The following is a 14,783-nucleotide window of genomic DNA, read 5'->3' on the forward strand; positions in this document are numbered from 1 at the left end:
GAGATACCGTGGCTGAGCAAAGCCCGATCGGACCCGTCGACTCTTCGAGGGTGCCCCGGTTCGCCGGTTTCGCGACCTTCGCGAGGCTGCCGCGGCTCGATCAGGTCGAGCGCGCCGACGTCGCCGTCGTCGGGGTGCCGTTCGACGCCGGGGTGTCCTACCGCCCCGGCGCGCGGTTCGGCCCCGCCGCGCTCCGTGAGGCCAGCCGTCTCCTTCGCCCGTATCACCCGGAACTCGACGTTTCGCCGTTCGCCGAAACGCAGGTGGTCGACGCCGGCGACATCGCGCTCAACCCGTTCAACATCGGCGAGGCGATCGAGACCCTGCAGGACGAGGCCGAGGCGCTGACCGCGGGCGGGACGCGGCTGGTGACCGTCGGCGGCGACCACACGATCGCGCTGCCGCTGCTGCGGGCGGCGGCGAAGAAGCACGGACCGGTGGCACTGCTGCATTTCGACGCGCACCTCGACACCTGGGACACCTACTTCGGCGAGCCGTACACGCACGGCACCCCGTTCCGGCGGGCGTCCGAGGAAGGCCTCCTCGACACCGAAGCGCTGTCCCACGTCGGCACGCGCGGCCCGCTGTACGGCAAGCGGGATCTGGAAGAGGACCGCCGCCTCGGATTCGGCATCGTCACCTCCGGCGACGTCATGCGCCGCGGGGTCGCCGAGACCGTCGACGCGCTGCGCCAGCGCATCGGCGGCCGCCCGCTCTACATCTCGGTCGACATCGACGTGCTCGACCCGGCCCACGCGCCGGGCACCGGCACCCCCGAAGCGGGCGGGATGACCAGCCGCGAACTGCTGGAGATCCTGCGTGGGCTGCGCGACTGCAACCTCATCGGAGCGGATGTCGTCGAACTGGCCCCGGCTTACGATCATGCCGAGATCACCGCCATCGCGGCTTCCCACGTCGCCTACGACCTGGTGAGCCTGCTCAGTTTGGGGAAGGGCGCATGACCAGCACTGAACGGATAGGCGGCGACGTAGTCGTCGAAACCCTCCACGCGCTCGGCGCGGACACCGTGTTCGGCCTGCCGGGCCAGCACGCGCTCGGCCTGTTCGAAGCGCTGCGGCGCACGGACGACCTGCGCGTCATCAGCTCGCGGGTGGAGAACAACCTGGCGTTCGCGGCCGACGGGCACGCCCGTGCCCGGCTCGCGGCGGACCCCGAGGGCCCGGTCCCGGTGACACCGATGATCGTGTCGACCGGTCCCGGCGCGCTGCTGACTTTGGCTTCGTTGCAGGAATCCCGTGCGGCGTCGGTCCCGGTGCTCGGGATCTCCAGCCAGATCCCGGTCGCCGGGCTCGGCGGCGGACGGCACGGGTACCTGCACGAACTGCCCGATCAGCAGGCCAGTTTCCGCGATGTGGTGAAGTCGGTGCACGTGGTGCGCACCGTCAGCCAGATCCCGACGGCGCTGCGCGAGGCGTGGGAATCGGCGGCGACAGCGCCGTACGGCCCGGTCTGGGTCGAGATCCCGCAGGACATCCTGCTGGCGCGGACCGAGCTGCCGCGAATCACCTCGGTTACGGCGCAGCCCGCGCCGCTCGCGCCGTTGCCGGAACTCGTCACCGAAGCCGCGAATCTCCTTGGCGCGGCGAAGAAGCCGGTGATCCTCGCCGGTGGCGGCGCCCTGCGCTCGGGCGCGCGGGCCGAGCTGAAGGCGCTCGCGGAGGCCTTGCGCGCGCCGGTGCTGTCGACGTTCGGCGGCAAGGGCGTCTTCGGCTGGGACCACGAACTGTCCGGGCAGTCCTGGCTCGAAGACTGGCACAGCACCGAGTTCCTGTCGGACGCGGATGTGCTGCTGGTGCTGGGTTCCGGGCTCGGCGAGCTGTCCAGCAACTACCGCGAATTCGCCCCGCGCGGCAGGCTGATCCAGGTCGAGGCCGATCTCGGGAAGCTGGAGTCGAACTACCCGGCGCTGGGCATCCACGCCGACGTCCGGCTCGCCCTGCAGGCGCTTCTGGAGCAGGTGCCGTTCCGCCAGGCCGACGGCGTGGCCGAAGCAGCCGTGGCGGATCTGCTGGCCAAGGTGCGCGAACGCCTTGACAGCCAGCCCCTCGAAGTCGAGCGCAAGCTCATCGACGACATCCGCGCGGCGGTGCCCGAAGGCACACAGACGTTCTGGGACATGACGATCGCGGCCTACTGGGCCTGGTCGGCGTGGAACCCCGATGGCGCGCCGATCCACACCGCGCAGGGCGCGGGCGGGCTCGGCTACGGCCTGCCCGGCGCGCTCGGCGGCGCCGCGGCGACCGGCGGCCCGACGCTCGCGGTGTCCGGCGACGGCGGCGCGATGTACGGCGTCGCGGAACTGGCCACGGCGGTCCAGCACGGGCTGGACGTCACGTGGCTCGTGATCGACGACGGCGGTTACGGCATCCTGCGCGAGTACCTGACCGGCGCCTTCGGCCAGTCCACCGCCACCGAGCTCGCACGGCCCGATTTCGCCGCGCTGGCCAAGTCTTTCGGCGTCAGTGCCACCGTGTCCTCTTTGGACACCGTCGGGAAGGACCTGGCCGACGCGCTGGGCACGCCCGGCCCGTCGGTGGTCGTCCTTCCTGCTCTGCTCAAGATGTTCGAGCCGACCCACCTGGAGAAGAAATGACTCAGGTCCTGAATTTCGTCGACGGCGCCGAGGTTTCGGCGGCGGGCTCGGGAACCCTCGATCTGGTGGATCCCGCCACCGGCGAGGTCTTCGGCACCAGCGTGCTGTCCGAGCAGTCCGATGTGGACGCCGCACTGGAGGCCGCCGAACGCGCGTTCAAGGTATGGCGCAAGAGCACTCCGGCCCAGCGTCAGCTCGCGCTGCTGAAGATCGCCGACGCCGTGGAGGCGCGCGCGGACGAGTTCGCCGAAGCCGAAATCCGCGAGACCGGCAAGATCCGGGCCGTCGTGCTGGAGGAGGAGATCCCGGAGTGTGTCAGCGCGCTGCGGTTCTTCGCGGGCGCGGCGCGGCAGCTCGAAGGCACCGCGTCCGGCGAGTACCTGGAGGGACACACGTCGGCGATCCGCCGTGAACCGGTCGGCGTCTGCGCGCAGATCGCGCCGTGGAACTACCCGCTGATGATGGGGGTCTGGAAGATCGCCCCGGCGCTGGCGGCGGGCAACACCGTCGTGCTGAAGCCCGCGGAGACCACGCCGTCGACGGCCATCCTGCTGGCGAAGGTCGCGGCGGAATTCCTGCCGCAGGGCGCTTTCAACGTGCTGTGCGGCGACCGCGACACCGGCCGCGCGCTGGTGAAACACCCGATCACCGAACTGGTGTCGATCACCGGGTCGACCCGCGCCGGCATCGACGTCGCCACCGTCGCGGCGGCCGACCTCAAGCGCACGCATCTGGAGCTCGGCGGGAACGCGCCACTGCTGGTGTTCGGCGACGTGAACCTCGCCGAGGCGGCCGAGGGCATCGTCGGCGCGGCGTTCTACAACGCCGGGCAGGACTGCACCGCGGGCAGCCGGGTGCTGGTGGACGCGGCGATCCACGACGAGTTCGTCACGGAGCTGACCAAGGCCGCCGCCGCGCAGAAGCCCGGCGCGGACTTCGGCCCGCTCAACAGCGAGGCACAGTTCGGCCGGGTCCGCGGGCTCGTCGAACGGCTGCCGTCGCACGCCCGCGTGGAGACCGGCGGCACCCCCGCCGGCGACCGCGGGTTCTTCTTCTCCCCCACCGTCATCTCGGGCCTGAAGCAGGACGACGAGATCGTGCAGGAGGAGGTCTTCGGCCCGGTCGTCACCGTCCAGTCCTTTGTGGACGAGGACGAGGCGGTGCGCCTGGCCAACGGCGTCCCGTACGGGCTGGCGTCGTCGATCTGGACCCACGACCTGTCACGCGCGACCCGCGTTTCGGGCGAACTCGACTTCGGCTGCGTCTGGGTCAACACCCACGGGCCGCTGGTCTCGGAAATGCCCCATGGCGGCTTCGGGCACTCGGGCCACGGGAAGGACCTCTCGTCCTACTCCTTCGCCGAGTACACCCGCGTCAAGCACGTCATGACCCGCTTCGCCTGAAGCTTTTAGCCGGAGGTCCCCATGGGTGACAAGGTCACCGAAGTCGAGCAGCACGGCATCGCGCCGATCCCGCCCGAGGAACAGACTTCGCGTCCGCGCGACCTGTTCCGCATGGCGTTCGGCGGCGCGAACACCTTCGCCACCATCATCCTCGGGACCCTCCCGATCGCCTTCGGCCTGAGCTTCCGGGCGGCCGTGGCGGCGACGGTCGCGGGCGTGGTCGTCGGCGCGCTGGTGCTCTCGCCGATGTCGCTGTTCGGCCCGCTCACCCGGACCAACAACGCGGTCTCCTCCGGCGCGCACTTCGGCGTCGTCGGCCGCTGTGTCGGCTCCTTCCTCTCCCTGCTGACGGCGATCACCTTCTTCGCCATCTCGGTCTGGGTGAGCGGCGACGCCGTCGCCGGTGCGGCACAACGGCTTTTCGGTTTCGACGGCGGCGAAGTGCTCCGCGGTGTCGCGTACGGCGTCATCGCGATCGCGACGCTGGTGGTGTGCATCTACGGCTACCGGTTCATGCTGCTGGTGAACCGGGTCGCCGTGGTGCTGGGCACGGCGATCATGCTGCTCGGGATCATCGCCTACGGCGGCACGTTCGACCCCGGTTTCGCCGGCACCGGCACCTACGCGCTCGGCGACTTCTGGCCGACCTGGATCCTCGCCGCGCTCACCACGATGGCGAACCCGATCTCGTTCGGCGCCTTCCTCGGCGACTGGACGCGCTACATCCCCGCGCGCCACAGCCGCCGTTCCCTGCTGGCGGCGCCGTTCCTGGCGCAGGTGGCGACGTTGCTGCCGTTCGGGTTCGGCATCGCCACCGCGACCCTGGTCGCGGATCCGGCCGACTACATCACCGGCCTGACCGCGATCTCCCCACTCTGGTACGCGATCCCGCTGATCGTGGTCGCGCTGATCGGCGGGCTGTCGACGGGCACGACGTCGCTCTACGGGACCGGGCTGGACTTCAGTTCGATCTTCGTGAAGCTGAGCCGGGTCCAGGCGACGCTGCTGATCGGCTCGCTCAGTGTGGTGTTCATCTTCGTCGGCAACTTCGTGCTGGACATGGTCTCCAGCATCAACGCCTTCGCCACGCTGATCGTGCTGTGCACTTCGCCGTGGATGGTGATCATGATGATCGGGTTCGTGCTGCGGCGCGGGTTCTACGACCCGGACGACCTCCAGGTGTTCAACCAGGGCCGCAAGGGCGGGCGCTACTGGTTCACCCGCGGCGTGAACTGGCGCGCGATGGCGGCGTGGATCCCGGCGACGACGCTGGGCCTGCTGACCGCCAACACCCCGATGATCGCTGGGCCGTTCAAGGACATCGCGGGCGGCGTCGACATCAGCATGGTGGTGACGCTGTGCACGGCGGCGATCGCGTACCCGGTGCTGGTCAAGCTCTTCCCCGAGCCACAAGAGGTTTACGCGTACGCGGAACCCGTCGCGGTCTAGGCGAAGCGGCGCAGCGCCCCGAGGAACAACGCGTCGAAGGCGCGGTCCGGGAGCACCCGGCGCACGAACAGGATCGGCTTCGCCCCGAGACCCGCGGCGTAGCGGGTCTTCGGGCGCCGGGCCCGGACAGCCTTCAGGACGACGTCCGCGATCACCTTCGGATGGGAGCCGCGCGCGGCCTGCCCGAAGAGCTTCGCCAGCGCCTTCGCCTGCGACGCGTAAGCAGTGTCGCCCGAGGTCTTGAGCAGGTTCTCGACGGCAATGCCGCCCCACTCGGTCTTGATGGCGCCGGGCTCGATCACCACGACGTCGATGCCGAACGGCTTGAGTTCCAGCCGCAGTGAGTCGCTCAGGCCCTCGACCGCGAACTTGGTCGAGTGGTACCAGCCGCCGAGCGGTTCGTAGATCTTGCCGCCGATCGACGAGACGTTCACGATCTTGCCGGAGCCCTGGGCTCGCATGTGCGGCGTGGTCAGCTGGACGAGCCGCGCGAGACCGAACAGGTTGACCTCGAACTGGTACTTCCCCTCCGAGAGCGGCACGTCCTCGAAGGCGCCATACGAGCCATAACCCGCATTGTTGACCAGGACGTCGATGCGGCCGGACTCCTCGATGATCCGCTCGATGCCCGCGACCATCGACGCGTCGTCGGTGACGTCCATCTCGAGGACTTTGACCCCGCGTTCGGCGAGCCCCGCCATCCGCTCGACGCGCCTCGCGGCGCCGTAGACCGTGTAGCCCGCGTCCCGCAGCGCGAGGGCCGTGGCTTCGCCGATTCCCGCGGAAGCGCCCGTGACCAGTGCGACCTTCATGTCCCGCTCCTAACTAACTGGTTGGTTGCCAACTCAGCGTGCCACGCGCCCGGACTGGCTGTCAACCAACCAGTTAGTTAGACTGGGTCACATGGTCAGGGACAAGGAAGCGACCAAGCGGAAGCTGCTGAACGCGGCGACGACCGAGTTCGCGACGTACGGCATCGCGGGCGCGCGGGTGGACCGCATCGCGAAGAACGCCGGCGCCAACAAGGCGCTGATCTACGCCTATTTCTGCAGCAAGGAGTACCTATTCGAGACGGTCGTGCAGGAGCAGGTCGACGCGGCGATCAAGGCGGTCCCGATCACCCCCGACGACCTGCCCGGCTACGCGGGGCGGCTGTTCGACCGGTACCTCGAACACCCCGAAGTCCTCCGCCTCATGGGCTGGCTGCGGCTGGAGAACGGCTTCGACGCCGCCCCGGAGGCCGAGGTGCGGGCGCACGCGGACAAGGTCGCCGCGATCCAGGCCGCGCAGCGTTCGGGTTCCGTGCCGGACCACTTCGACGCCGAGGAACTGCTGAGCCTCGTCGTGCACCTGTCGATCCTGGGATTCTCCTCCCCCGCCGCGACCCGTGACCTCGTCGTCCGCTCGGTCGCCCGGCTCACGGGAACCTGAGGGCCTTTTCGCGCGACCACTGGGTACATCACCTGGGAGGTCGTCTTGCAGCGTCGAACTTTTCTGCGTGCTTCAGCCTTGTCCGCCGGTCTGGCGGGCGTCACCGCGCCCGCCGCGTCCGCCGCCACCCCGTTGCGGGTGCAGATCCTGATGTACGACGGCGTGGAAGAACAGGACTTCGTCGCGCCCGTCGAAGTACTCGGGCTGGCCGGGAAACTCACCGGCGGCGCCGTGGTCTCTTCGCTCGTGGCCGTACGGCCGGGTCCGGTGCGCTGCACCTACGGCACGACCGTCGAAGTCCCGCGAGCCTGGTCGCCCTGCGACGTCCTGGTGGTGCCGGGCGGCGGCTACACCGATCGGAACGGCCCCGGTGTGCACCGGCTCAACGCGGACAAGGGTTTCCTGCGCCGTCTCGCCGCGTCGCGGGCGCTGCCGGTCGGGATCTGCACCGGGACGATGGTGCTGTCCGCGGCGGGCCTCACGAAGGGCCGCAACGCGACGACGCACAACGGCGCGAAGGCGGATCTGGCCGCGCAGGGCGCGAAGGTGATCGACGCGCGTGTCGTCGACGACGGCGACCTGATCACCGGCGGCGGGATCACCGCGGGGCTGGAGGTTTCGCTCTGGCTCGTGGAGCGCTTCCTGGGCGCGAAGGCGGCTCAGCGGGCCGAAGTCGTGCTGGAGTACGAGCGGCGCGGCACCGTCTGGCGCGCCTAGCGGGTGCTGAAGGACTTTTCATCGCACTTGTCAGCTAGCCGGGCTCGCCCGCCTGGGCTTGCCGAGCAAGAATTCGGCTCACCGTAGCTTGGCTCATGCGGTTTGCCCGAGCGATCTGCCGCTGCGAAATCCCCATGGCGGCAGATTGCCGCCCTGATGGTCGCGTAAGCCGCGTGTCGCATCGCCTCCGACAGGTCATCACGGTCTCGGGCAACGAAAGTGGTCCCGGTGTCTTGAAGGCCCCCTTGAGGACGCTCAACGTCTCAAAGGGGGCCTTCAAGACACCGTGCACTCTGGTTCGCTCACAGCCCCACCCGGCTGACCCCTCGTGCTGAGTGAGGCTGGGCCGTGGTGTCGCGAAAGCCACTTTCGGGACACCAGGCGTCCCGAAAGTGGCTTTCGGGACACCACGGCTGCGGACTCACGTGACGGCAGGGGACGACACGCGGCGGACGCGTGGCCAACCGCGACCAGAATCAGCGGCGCGTGTCCTCCGGCGCCGGCGTCCCGCTGGACAGCTTCGCCGACCACTCGGTCACCCGCCGCGCCACGTCCTGCGCGGTCAGCCCGATCCGGGCCAGCACCTCTTCGCGCGAACCGTGGTCGTGGAACACCTGCGGCACCGCGAGATCCCGCAGCGGGACGTCGCATTCGGCGTCGCGGAACAACGCCGACAGCGCGGAGCCGAAACCACCGTGCCGCCCGCTGTCCTCGACGGTCACGACGAGCTTGTGCTGCTCGGCCAGCGCGACCAGTTCGGCGGGCGCCGGGACGACCCAGCGCGGGTCCACCACGGTCACGCCGATGCCCTGGTCGGCCAGCCGGTCCGCGGCGGCGAGCCCGAGCATCGCGAACGCGCCCACCGCGACGAGCAGGACGTCGGCGTCACCGGTCGGCTTGCGCAGCACGTCCACCACGCCGACGCGTTCCACGGCGGGCACGGAGTCGATGACACCGCCCTTGGAGAACCGCAGCGCCGTCGGCCCGTCCTCCACCGCGACAGCCTCCCGCAGTTCCTCGCGCAGTGTGCCCGCGTCGCGCGGCGCGGCGACCCGCATGCCCGGCACCATGCCCAGCAGCGACAGGTCCCACATGCCGTGGTGACTCGGCCCGTCCGGTCCGGTGATCCCGGCGCGGTCCAGTACCAGCGTCACCGGCTGACGGTGCAGCGCGACGTCCATCAGGAGCTGATCGAAAGCCCGGTTCAGGAACGTCGAGTAGACGGCGACGACGGGGTGCTTCCCGCCCATCGCGAGACCGGCGGCCGAGGTCACCGCGTGCTGTTCGGCGATACCGACGTCGTACCAGCGATCGGGATACGCCTCGGCGAACTTGTGCAGCCCTGTCGAACGCAGCATGGCGGCGGTGATCGCGACGACGTCCTCGCGGTCCGCGCCGATCTTGACCAGTTCGTCGGCGAACACCCCGGTCCAGCTCGGGCCCTTGACCGGCGGCAGGCCGGTTTCCGGGTCGATCGGATCGGTCTGGTGCATCTGGTCGGCCTGATTCGTCACCGCGGGCTCGTAACCGTGCCCCTTCTCGGTGACCACGTGCACGATGACCGCGCCGCCGAAGTCGCGGGCGCTCTGGAACGCCTTCTCCAGCGCCACGAGGTCGTGCCCGTCGACCGGGCCGAGGTACTTCAGGCCGAGGTCGGAGAACATCATCTGCGGGCTCAGCGCGTCCTTGAGCCCGGCCTTCGCCGCGTGCAGCGCCGCGTAGATCGGCTTGCCGACGATGGGCGTGTGCCGCAGCATTTCCTTGCCGCGGTCCAGAACGCGCTCGTAGCCCGGCTTGAGCCGCAGCGACGCGAGGTGGTCCGCGACGCCGCCGATGGTCGGCGAGTACGAGCGGCCGTTGTCGTTGATGACGATGACGACCGGGCGGCGCGGGTTCGCGGCGATGTTGTTGAGCGCCTCCCAGCACATGCCGCCGGTCAGCGCGCCGTCGCCGACGACCGCGATCGCGTGCCTGCCGCCACCGCCGAGTTCGAACGCCTTCGCCAGACCGTCCACATAGGACAGCGCGGTCGACGCATGGCTGTTCTCGACGAGGTCGTGCTCGCTCTCGCCGCGCGCCGGGTAGCCGGTGAGGCCGCCGAGCTGGCGCAGCTTGTCGAAGCCGTCATGACGGCCGGTGACGATCTTGTGCACGTACGCCTGGTGGCCGACGTCCCACACGATGGCGTCGCTCGGCGAGTCGAAGACCCGGTGCAGCGCCATCGTCAGCTCGACCACCCCGAGGTTCGGGCCGAGGTGACCACCGGCGAGCCGCACCTTTTCGACGAGGAAGTCCCGGATCTCCGCGGCCAGCTCGCCGAGCTGTCCCTGGTCCATCCGCTTCAAGTCGGCCGGCCCGTGCACGGACTCGAGCAACGTCACTCTCCCACCTCGCCTGGTTCCTCTTCCGCCGTTCCGGCCAGTCTACGGAGGGCGGCTGAGAGTCTTCCGTCCCCCGCGTCACGGGTCACATGTCAGAAAATCACCACACCACACCCGACGGTGTGAACATGGTCTCTTTTGCCAAGTAGCGGTCACGTCGGGTGCCCGCGATAATCGCTGATCGACGGTTGAGCAGGAGCCGGTTCGGAGGGCTTGATGGCGGACTTTTTCATCGGTGGCGAATGGGTCGACGCGGTCGGCGGTGGTCGCCGGGAGATCCGCTGCCCCGCGGACGGGTCGTTGGTCGCGGAGGTCGCCGAAGGCACCCGTGAAGACACCGAAGCGGCCATCGCCGCCGCGAGGAAGGCGTTCGACACCGGTCCGTGGCCCGCCACGCCCGCTCCCGAACGCGGTGACCTGCTGCTGAAGGCCGCCGACCTGCTCGATCGTGACGCCGCGGCCTTCGCGCGTGCCGAGTCGCTCGACACCGGGAAACGGCTGGTCGAGAGCGAGTACGACATGGCCGACATCGCCGCGTGCCTGCGCTACTTCGGCAAACTCGCCGCGAACGACGCGGGCCGCGTGGTCGACACCGGTAACCCGGACGCGTTCAGCCGCATCGTGCACGAGCCGGTCGGCGTCTGCGGGCTGATCACGCCGTGGAACTACCCGCTGCTGCAGACCATCTGGAAGGTCGCCCCCGCGCTCGCGGCGGGCAACACCTTCGTCCTCAAGCCCAGCGAACTGACCCCGCACACCTCGATCATGCTGATGAAGCTGCTGACCGAGGCCGGGCTCCCCGCCGGGGTCGCGAACCTGGTGCTCGGCGCCGGCGCGCAGGCCGGGGCGCCGCTGTCCGAGCATCCGGACGTCGACCTCGTCTCCTTCACCGGCGGCCTCGTGACCGGGAAGGTCATCGCCGCCTCCGCCGCCGCCACGATCAAGAAGGTCGCGCTGGAACTGGGCGGCAAGAACCCGAACGTCGTCTTCGCCGACTCGGACTTCGACACCGCCGTCGACTACGCGCTGACCGCGGTGTTCCTGCACTCCGGGCAGGTCTGTTCGGCGGGCGCACGCCTGATCGTCCAGGAGAAGTGGCACGGGAAGTTCGTCGACGAACTCGTCCGGCGCGCCGAATTGATCCGACTGGGTGGACCTTTCGACCCGAAGGCTGAAACCGGTCCGTTGATCTCGGCGGCCCATCTGGAAAAGATCGAACGTTACGTCGCGAGGGCCCTGGAAGAGGGCGCCGTCCTGCGCACCGGCGGCAAACGCCCGGACGATGGCGGACTCGCCAAGGGGCACTACTACCTGCCGACCATCCTCGACAACGTGAAGCAGGGCAGCAGCGCCGTCGTCGACGAATCGTTCGGCCCGGTGCTCACCGTCGAGACCTTCACCGACGAGGACGACGCCGTCCGCATCGCCAACGACACGCACTACGGCCTCGCGGGCGCGGTGTTCACGTCGGACGCCTCCCGCGCGCAGCGGGTCGCGAACCGGCTGCGGCACGGCACGATCTGGATCAACGACTTCCACCCGTATCTGCCGCAGGCGGAATGGGGCGGCTACAAGCAGTCCGGCTTCGGGCGTGAGCTCGGCCCGACCGGACTCGCCGAATACGTCGAGGCGAAGCACATCTATCAGAACCTTCGGCCCGCACCACAGCGCTGGTTCTCCGGGGAGCCCGCAGCATCCGACTAAAGACGGGAAACTGCCGATGAGCACTCCTTCCGATGACGGCCTGGCCGGTTTCGGCTACAAACAGGAACTCGAAAGAACACTCGGCAACTTCCACACCTTCGCCGCCGGGATCAGCTACATCTCGATCCTGACCGGCACCTTCCAGCTGTTCTACTTCGGCTTCAGCTTCGGCGGGCCCGCCTACTGGTGGTCGTGGCCGATGGTGTTCGTCGGCCAGCTGATGGTCGCGCTGTCCTTCGCCGAACTGGCCGCGCACTACCCCGTCGCCGGTTCGATCTACAACTGGTCGAAACGGCTCGGCAGCCCGCACGTGGCGTGGCTGGCGGGCTGGATGATGCTCACCGCGTCGATCGTCAGCATCGCGGCCGTGGCGCTGGCGTATCAGATCACGCTCCCCCAGATCTCGTCGTTCTTCTCCTTCTCCGGCGACAGCGCGGTGAACGCGGTCATCCTCGGCACCGCCCTGATCCTGTTCACCACGCTGGTGAACGCCTGGGGCGTGAAGCTGATGGCGCGGATCAACAGCGCCGGGGTGTTCATCGAACTGGTCGCCGCGGTCCTGCTGATCGTGGCGCTCGCGGTGAACATCACGCGCGGCCCCGACGTCGTGATGCAGACCAACAACACCGGCGCCGACCAGCCCTGGGGCTACTTCGGGGCGTTCCTGGTCGCCTCGCTCGCGTCGACCTACGTCATGTACGGCTTCGACACCGCCAGCTCGCTCGGCGAGGAGAGCCACGACCCGCGCAAGAACGCGCCCAAGGCGATCCTGCGCGCGCTGATCGCGTCGTTCGTCATCGGCGGGCTCATCCTGCTGCTGGCGCTGATGGCCGTCGGCGACATCAACGACCCGCAGATCTCCACCGGCGGCCTGCAGTTCATCGTCCTCGACGTGCTCGGCAGCACCGTCGGCACGATCTTCCTGCTGGCCGTGGTCATCGCGATCACCGTATGCAACCTGGCCGTGCAGTCGGCCTCGATCCGGATGATGTTCGCGATGGGCCGCGACAACAACCTGCCCGCGGGCAAGCATCTGGCGCGGGTCTCGCCGAAGACGAAGACGCCGGTGGTCCCCGCGATCGTGTCCGGGATCATCGCGGTGCTGATCCTGGTGGTCAACGTCGGCCAGCCGCAGATCTTCACGGTGATCACCAGCATCGGCATCATCATGATCTACCTGGCGTACCTGCTGGTCACCATCCCGATGCTCATCAAGCGTCTCCGCGGGCAGTGGCCGCCGCCGAAGGTCGAGGGCGCCAAGTACTTCTCCCTCGGCAAACTGGGGCTTCCGGTCAACATCGTCGGCGTGCTGTGGGGTGGCGCGATCGTGGTGAACCTGGCGTGGCCGCGGCGCGAGGTCTACAACGCCACCGAGCCGTATCACTGGTACCTCGAATGGGGGGCCGTGCTGTTCGTCGGCGCGGTGGCGGTCGTCGGTTTCGCGTATTACTGGTTCGTCCTGCGGCACAAGAGCGGCGTCCTGGCCGATCACGCCGCGGAAGCACATCCCGAGGAGGCAGCACAGTGACCGGAGAGTTCGACTACATCGTCGTCGGCGGCGGGACGGCGGGTTCGGTGGTCGCGGCGAGACTCTCGGAAGACCCGGACGTCACCGTGGCCCTCCTGGAAGCCGGGCCGTCCGATGTGGACGATCCGGCGGTGCTGGAACTGACCAAATGGATGGGCCTGCTGGAATCCGGCTACGACTGGGACTACCTGGTCGAACCGCAGGAATCCGGCAACTCCTTCCTGCGTCACGCCCGCGCGCGGGTGCTCGGCGGCTGCTCGTCGCACAACTCGTGCATCGCGTTCTGGGCGCCCGCGGAAGACCTCGACGAATGGTCGTCGCTCGGCTTGCCCGGCTGGTCGGCCCAGGACATCTTCCCGCTGTACAAACGTCTTGAGACCAACGACGGCCCCGGCGACCACCACGGCCGCTCGGGTCCGGTGACCATCCGCTCGGTGCCGCCGAACGACCCGACCGGCGTCGCGCTGCTGCAGGCGTGCGAGCAGGCGGGTATCCCGCGGACGGAGTTCAACTCCGGCAAGACCGTGACGCACGGCGCGAACTGGTTTCAGATCAACGCGCGCGAGGACGGCACGCGCTCGTCGGCGTCGGTGTCCTATCTGCACCCGATCATCGGCAAGCGGCCGAACCTGGAGATCATCACCGGCGCGAGGGTCAAGCGGCTGCTGTTCGACGGCAAACGCTGCACCGGCGCGGAATACCTCGCCGACGACCTGATCCACGGGGTCCAGTTGCGCACGCGTCGCGAGGTCATCCTGTCCTCGGGCGCGATCGACACGCCGAAACTCCTGATGCTGTCCGGAATCGGCCCGGCAGCGCAGCTGCGCGAGGTCGGCGTGGACGTCCTGGTGGACTCCCCCGGCGTCGGCGAGAACCTGCAGGATCACCCGGAAGGCGTCATCCAGTGGGACGCGCTGCAGCCGATGACCACCGAATCCACGCAATGGTGGGAAATCGGCATCTTCACCACCACGGAGGACGGCCTCGACCGGCCGGACCTGATGTTCCACTACGGTTCCGTGCCGTTCGACATGAACACCCTGCGGCACGGCTACCCGACGACGGAGAACGGCTTCTGCCTGACGCCGAACGTCACGCGGTCGCGGTCCACCGGCACCGTGCGGCTGCGCAGCCGTGACTACCGGGACAAACCGAAGGTGGATCCGCGCTACTTCAGCGACGAGCACGACATGCGCGTGATGACCCACGGCATCAAACTGGCCCGCAAGATCGCCGAACAGCCCGCGCTGGACGAATGGGCGGGCACGGAACTGGCGCCCGGCCGGGACGTCAAGACCGACGACGAGATCGCGGACTACCTGCGCAAGACGCACAACACGGTCTATCACCCCTCGTGCACCGCGAAAATGGGCGGCGACGACGATCCGCTGGCCGTGCTGGACTCCCGGCTGCGGGTACGCGGCGTCGAAGGCCTGCGGGTCGCCGACGGTTCGGCGATGCCGTTCCTGGTCGCGGTGAACCCGTGCATCACGACGATGGCGATCGGCGAGAAGTGCGCGGACATGCTGAAGGAGGACGCGCGCGCTTAGCTTCGT

At 68.9% G+C, this 14,783-nt stretch carries 11 protein-coding genes; 9 read left to right on the plus strand and 2 right to left on the minus strand.

Annotated elements, in window-relative coordinates:
• The first annotated feature begins 8 nt into the window (after nt 1-8).
• Genes speB through AMYAL_RS0142285 form a run of 4 tightly spaced genes read left to right on the plus strand, consistent with a single transcriptional unit; the run spans nt 9 to nt 5,466 of the window.
• Nucleotides 9-962, plus strand: coding sequence for an agmatinase (gene speB, locus AMYAL_RS0142270; protein ID WP_020637364.1), 954 nt, complete (start codon nt 9-11; stop codon nt 960-962).
• Nucleotides 959-2,614 carry a thiamine pyrophosphate-binding protein gene (locus tag AMYAL_RS0142275; protein ID WP_020637365.1) on the plus strand — a complete coding sequence of 552 codons (1,656 nt, stop codon included), beginning with the start codon at nt 959-961 and terminating at the stop codon, nt 2,612-2,614. The genes speB and AMYAL_RS0142275 overlap by 4 nt, the downstream gene beginning before the upstream one ends.
• Nucleotides 2,611-4,017: an aminobutyraldehyde dehydrogenase gene (locus AMYAL_RS0142280; protein WP_020637366.1), complete on the plus strand. Its 1,407-nt coding sequence runs from the start codon at nt 2,611-2,613 to the stop codon at nt 4,015-4,017. Before AMYAL_RS0142275 ends, AMYAL_RS0142280 begins: the two co-directional genes overlap by 4 nt.
• Nucleotides 4,018-4,038: 21 nt before the next feature.
• Nucleotides 4,039-5,466, plus strand: a complete 1,428-nt coding sequence (locus AMYAL_RS0142285; protein ID WP_020637367.1) for a purine-cytosine permease family protein — start codon at nt 4,039-4,041, stop codon at nt 5,464-5,466.
• On the opposite strand, the gene AMYAL_RS0142290 is transcribed toward AMYAL_RS0142285, so the two are convergent.
• On the minus strand, nt 5,463-6,278 hold the full coding sequence (locus tag AMYAL_RS0142290) for an oxidoreductase (protein WP_020637368.1): 816 nt from the start codon (nt 6,276-6,278) through the stop codon (nt 5,463-5,465). The genes AMYAL_RS0142285 and AMYAL_RS0142290 overlap by 4 nt on opposite strands.
• 91 nt (nt 6,279-6,369) lie before the next feature.
• Here AMYAL_RS0142290 and AMYAL_RS0142295 point away from each other — a divergent pair, with 91 nt between their 5' ends.
• Together AMYAL_RS0142295 and AMYAL_RS0142300 are read left to right on the plus strand one after the other, a co-directional pair.
• Nucleotides 6,370-6,897: a TetR family transcriptional regulator gene (locus AMYAL_RS0142295; RefSeq protein WP_020637369.1), complete on the plus strand. Its 528-nt coding sequence runs from the start codon at nt 6,370-6,372 to the stop codon at nt 6,895-6,897.
• A gap of 78 nt (nt 6,898-6,975) precedes the next feature.
• Nucleotides 6,976-7,614 (plus strand): DJ-1/PfpI family protein, encoded by a 639-nt coding sequence (locus tag AMYAL_RS0142300; protein ID WP_020637370.1) that lies wholly within the window; start codon nt 6,976-6,978, stop codon nt 7,612-7,614.
• A gap of 476 nt (nt 7,615-8,090) precedes the next feature.
• Here AMYAL_RS0142300 and dxs read toward each other — a convergent pair whose 3' ends face one another.
• A complete protein-coding gene (dxs, locus tag AMYAL_RS0142305; RefSeq protein ID WP_020637371.1) occupies nt 8,091-9,995 on the minus strand; it encodes a 1-deoxy-D-xylulose-5-phosphate synthase in 1,905 nt (634 codons plus the stop codon).
• Nucleotides 9,996-10,211: 216 nt separating this feature from the next.
• Between dxs and AMYAL_RS0142310 the strand changes: the two genes are divergently transcribed.
• The 3 genes from AMYAL_RS0142310 to AMYAL_RS0142320 are packed head-to-tail and all read left to right on the plus strand — an operon-like array spanning nt 10,212 to nt 14,777.
• Nucleotides 10,212-11,699, plus strand: a complete 1,488-nt coding sequence (locus AMYAL_RS0142310; RefSeq protein WP_020637372.1) for an aldehyde dehydrogenase family protein — start codon at nt 10,212-10,214, stop codon at nt 11,697-11,699.
• A 16-nt stretch (nt 11,700-11,715) separates the two neighbouring features.
• The gene (locus tag AMYAL_RS0142315) at nt 11,716-13,227 is read left to right on the plus strand and encodes an APC family permease (protein WP_020637373.1); all 1,512 of its coding nucleotides are present in this window, start codon (nt 11,716-11,718) and stop codon (nt 13,225-13,227) included.
• Nucleotides 13,224-14,777, plus strand: coding sequence for a GMC family oxidoreductase (locus tag AMYAL_RS0142320; RefSeq protein WP_020637374.1), 1,554 nt, complete (start codon nt 13,224-13,226; stop codon nt 14,775-14,777). Before AMYAL_RS0142315 ends, AMYAL_RS0142320 begins: the two co-directional genes overlap by 4 nt.
• Nucleotides 14,778-14,783 lie beyond the last annotated feature (6 nt).

The organism is Amycolatopsis alba DSM 44262 (assembly GCF_000384215.1).
Taxonomy (GTDB): domain Bacteria; phylum Actinomycetota; class Actinomycetes; order Mycobacteriales; family Pseudonocardiaceae; genus Amycolatopsis; species Amycolatopsis alba.

Excerpts from the sequence above, each read along its gene's own strand:
- AMYAL_RS0142285 (WP_020637367.1), top strand. The coding sequence starts at position 4,039 with ATGGGTGACAAGGTCACCGAAGTCGAGCAGCACGGCATCGCGCCGATC.
- AMYAL_RS0142310 (WP_020637372.1), top strand. The coding sequence starts at position 10,212 with ATGGCGGACTTTTTCATCGGTGGCGAATGGGTCGACGCGGTCGGCGGT.
- AMYAL_RS0142315 (WP_020637373.1), top strand. The coding sequence starts at position 11,716 with ATGAGCACTCCTTCCGATGACGGCCTGGCCGGTTTCGGCTACAAACAG.
- AMYAL_RS0142295 (WP_020637369.1), top strand. The coding sequence starts at position 6,370 with ATGGTCAGGGACAAGGAAGCGACCAAGCGGAAGCTGCTGAACGCGGCG.
- AMYAL_RS0142280 (WP_020637366.1), top strand. The coding sequence starts at position 2,611 with ATGACTCAGGTCCTGAATTTCGTCGACGGCGCCGAGGTTTCGGCGGCG.
- AMYAL_RS0142290 (WP_020637368.1), bottom strand. The coding sequence starts at position 6,278 with ATGAAGGTCGCACTGGTCACGGGCGCTTCCGCGGGAATCGGCGAAGCC.
- AMYAL_RS0142275 (WP_020637365.1), top strand. The coding sequence starts at position 959 with ATGACCAGCACTGAACGGATAGGCGGCGACGTAGTCGTCGAAACCCTC.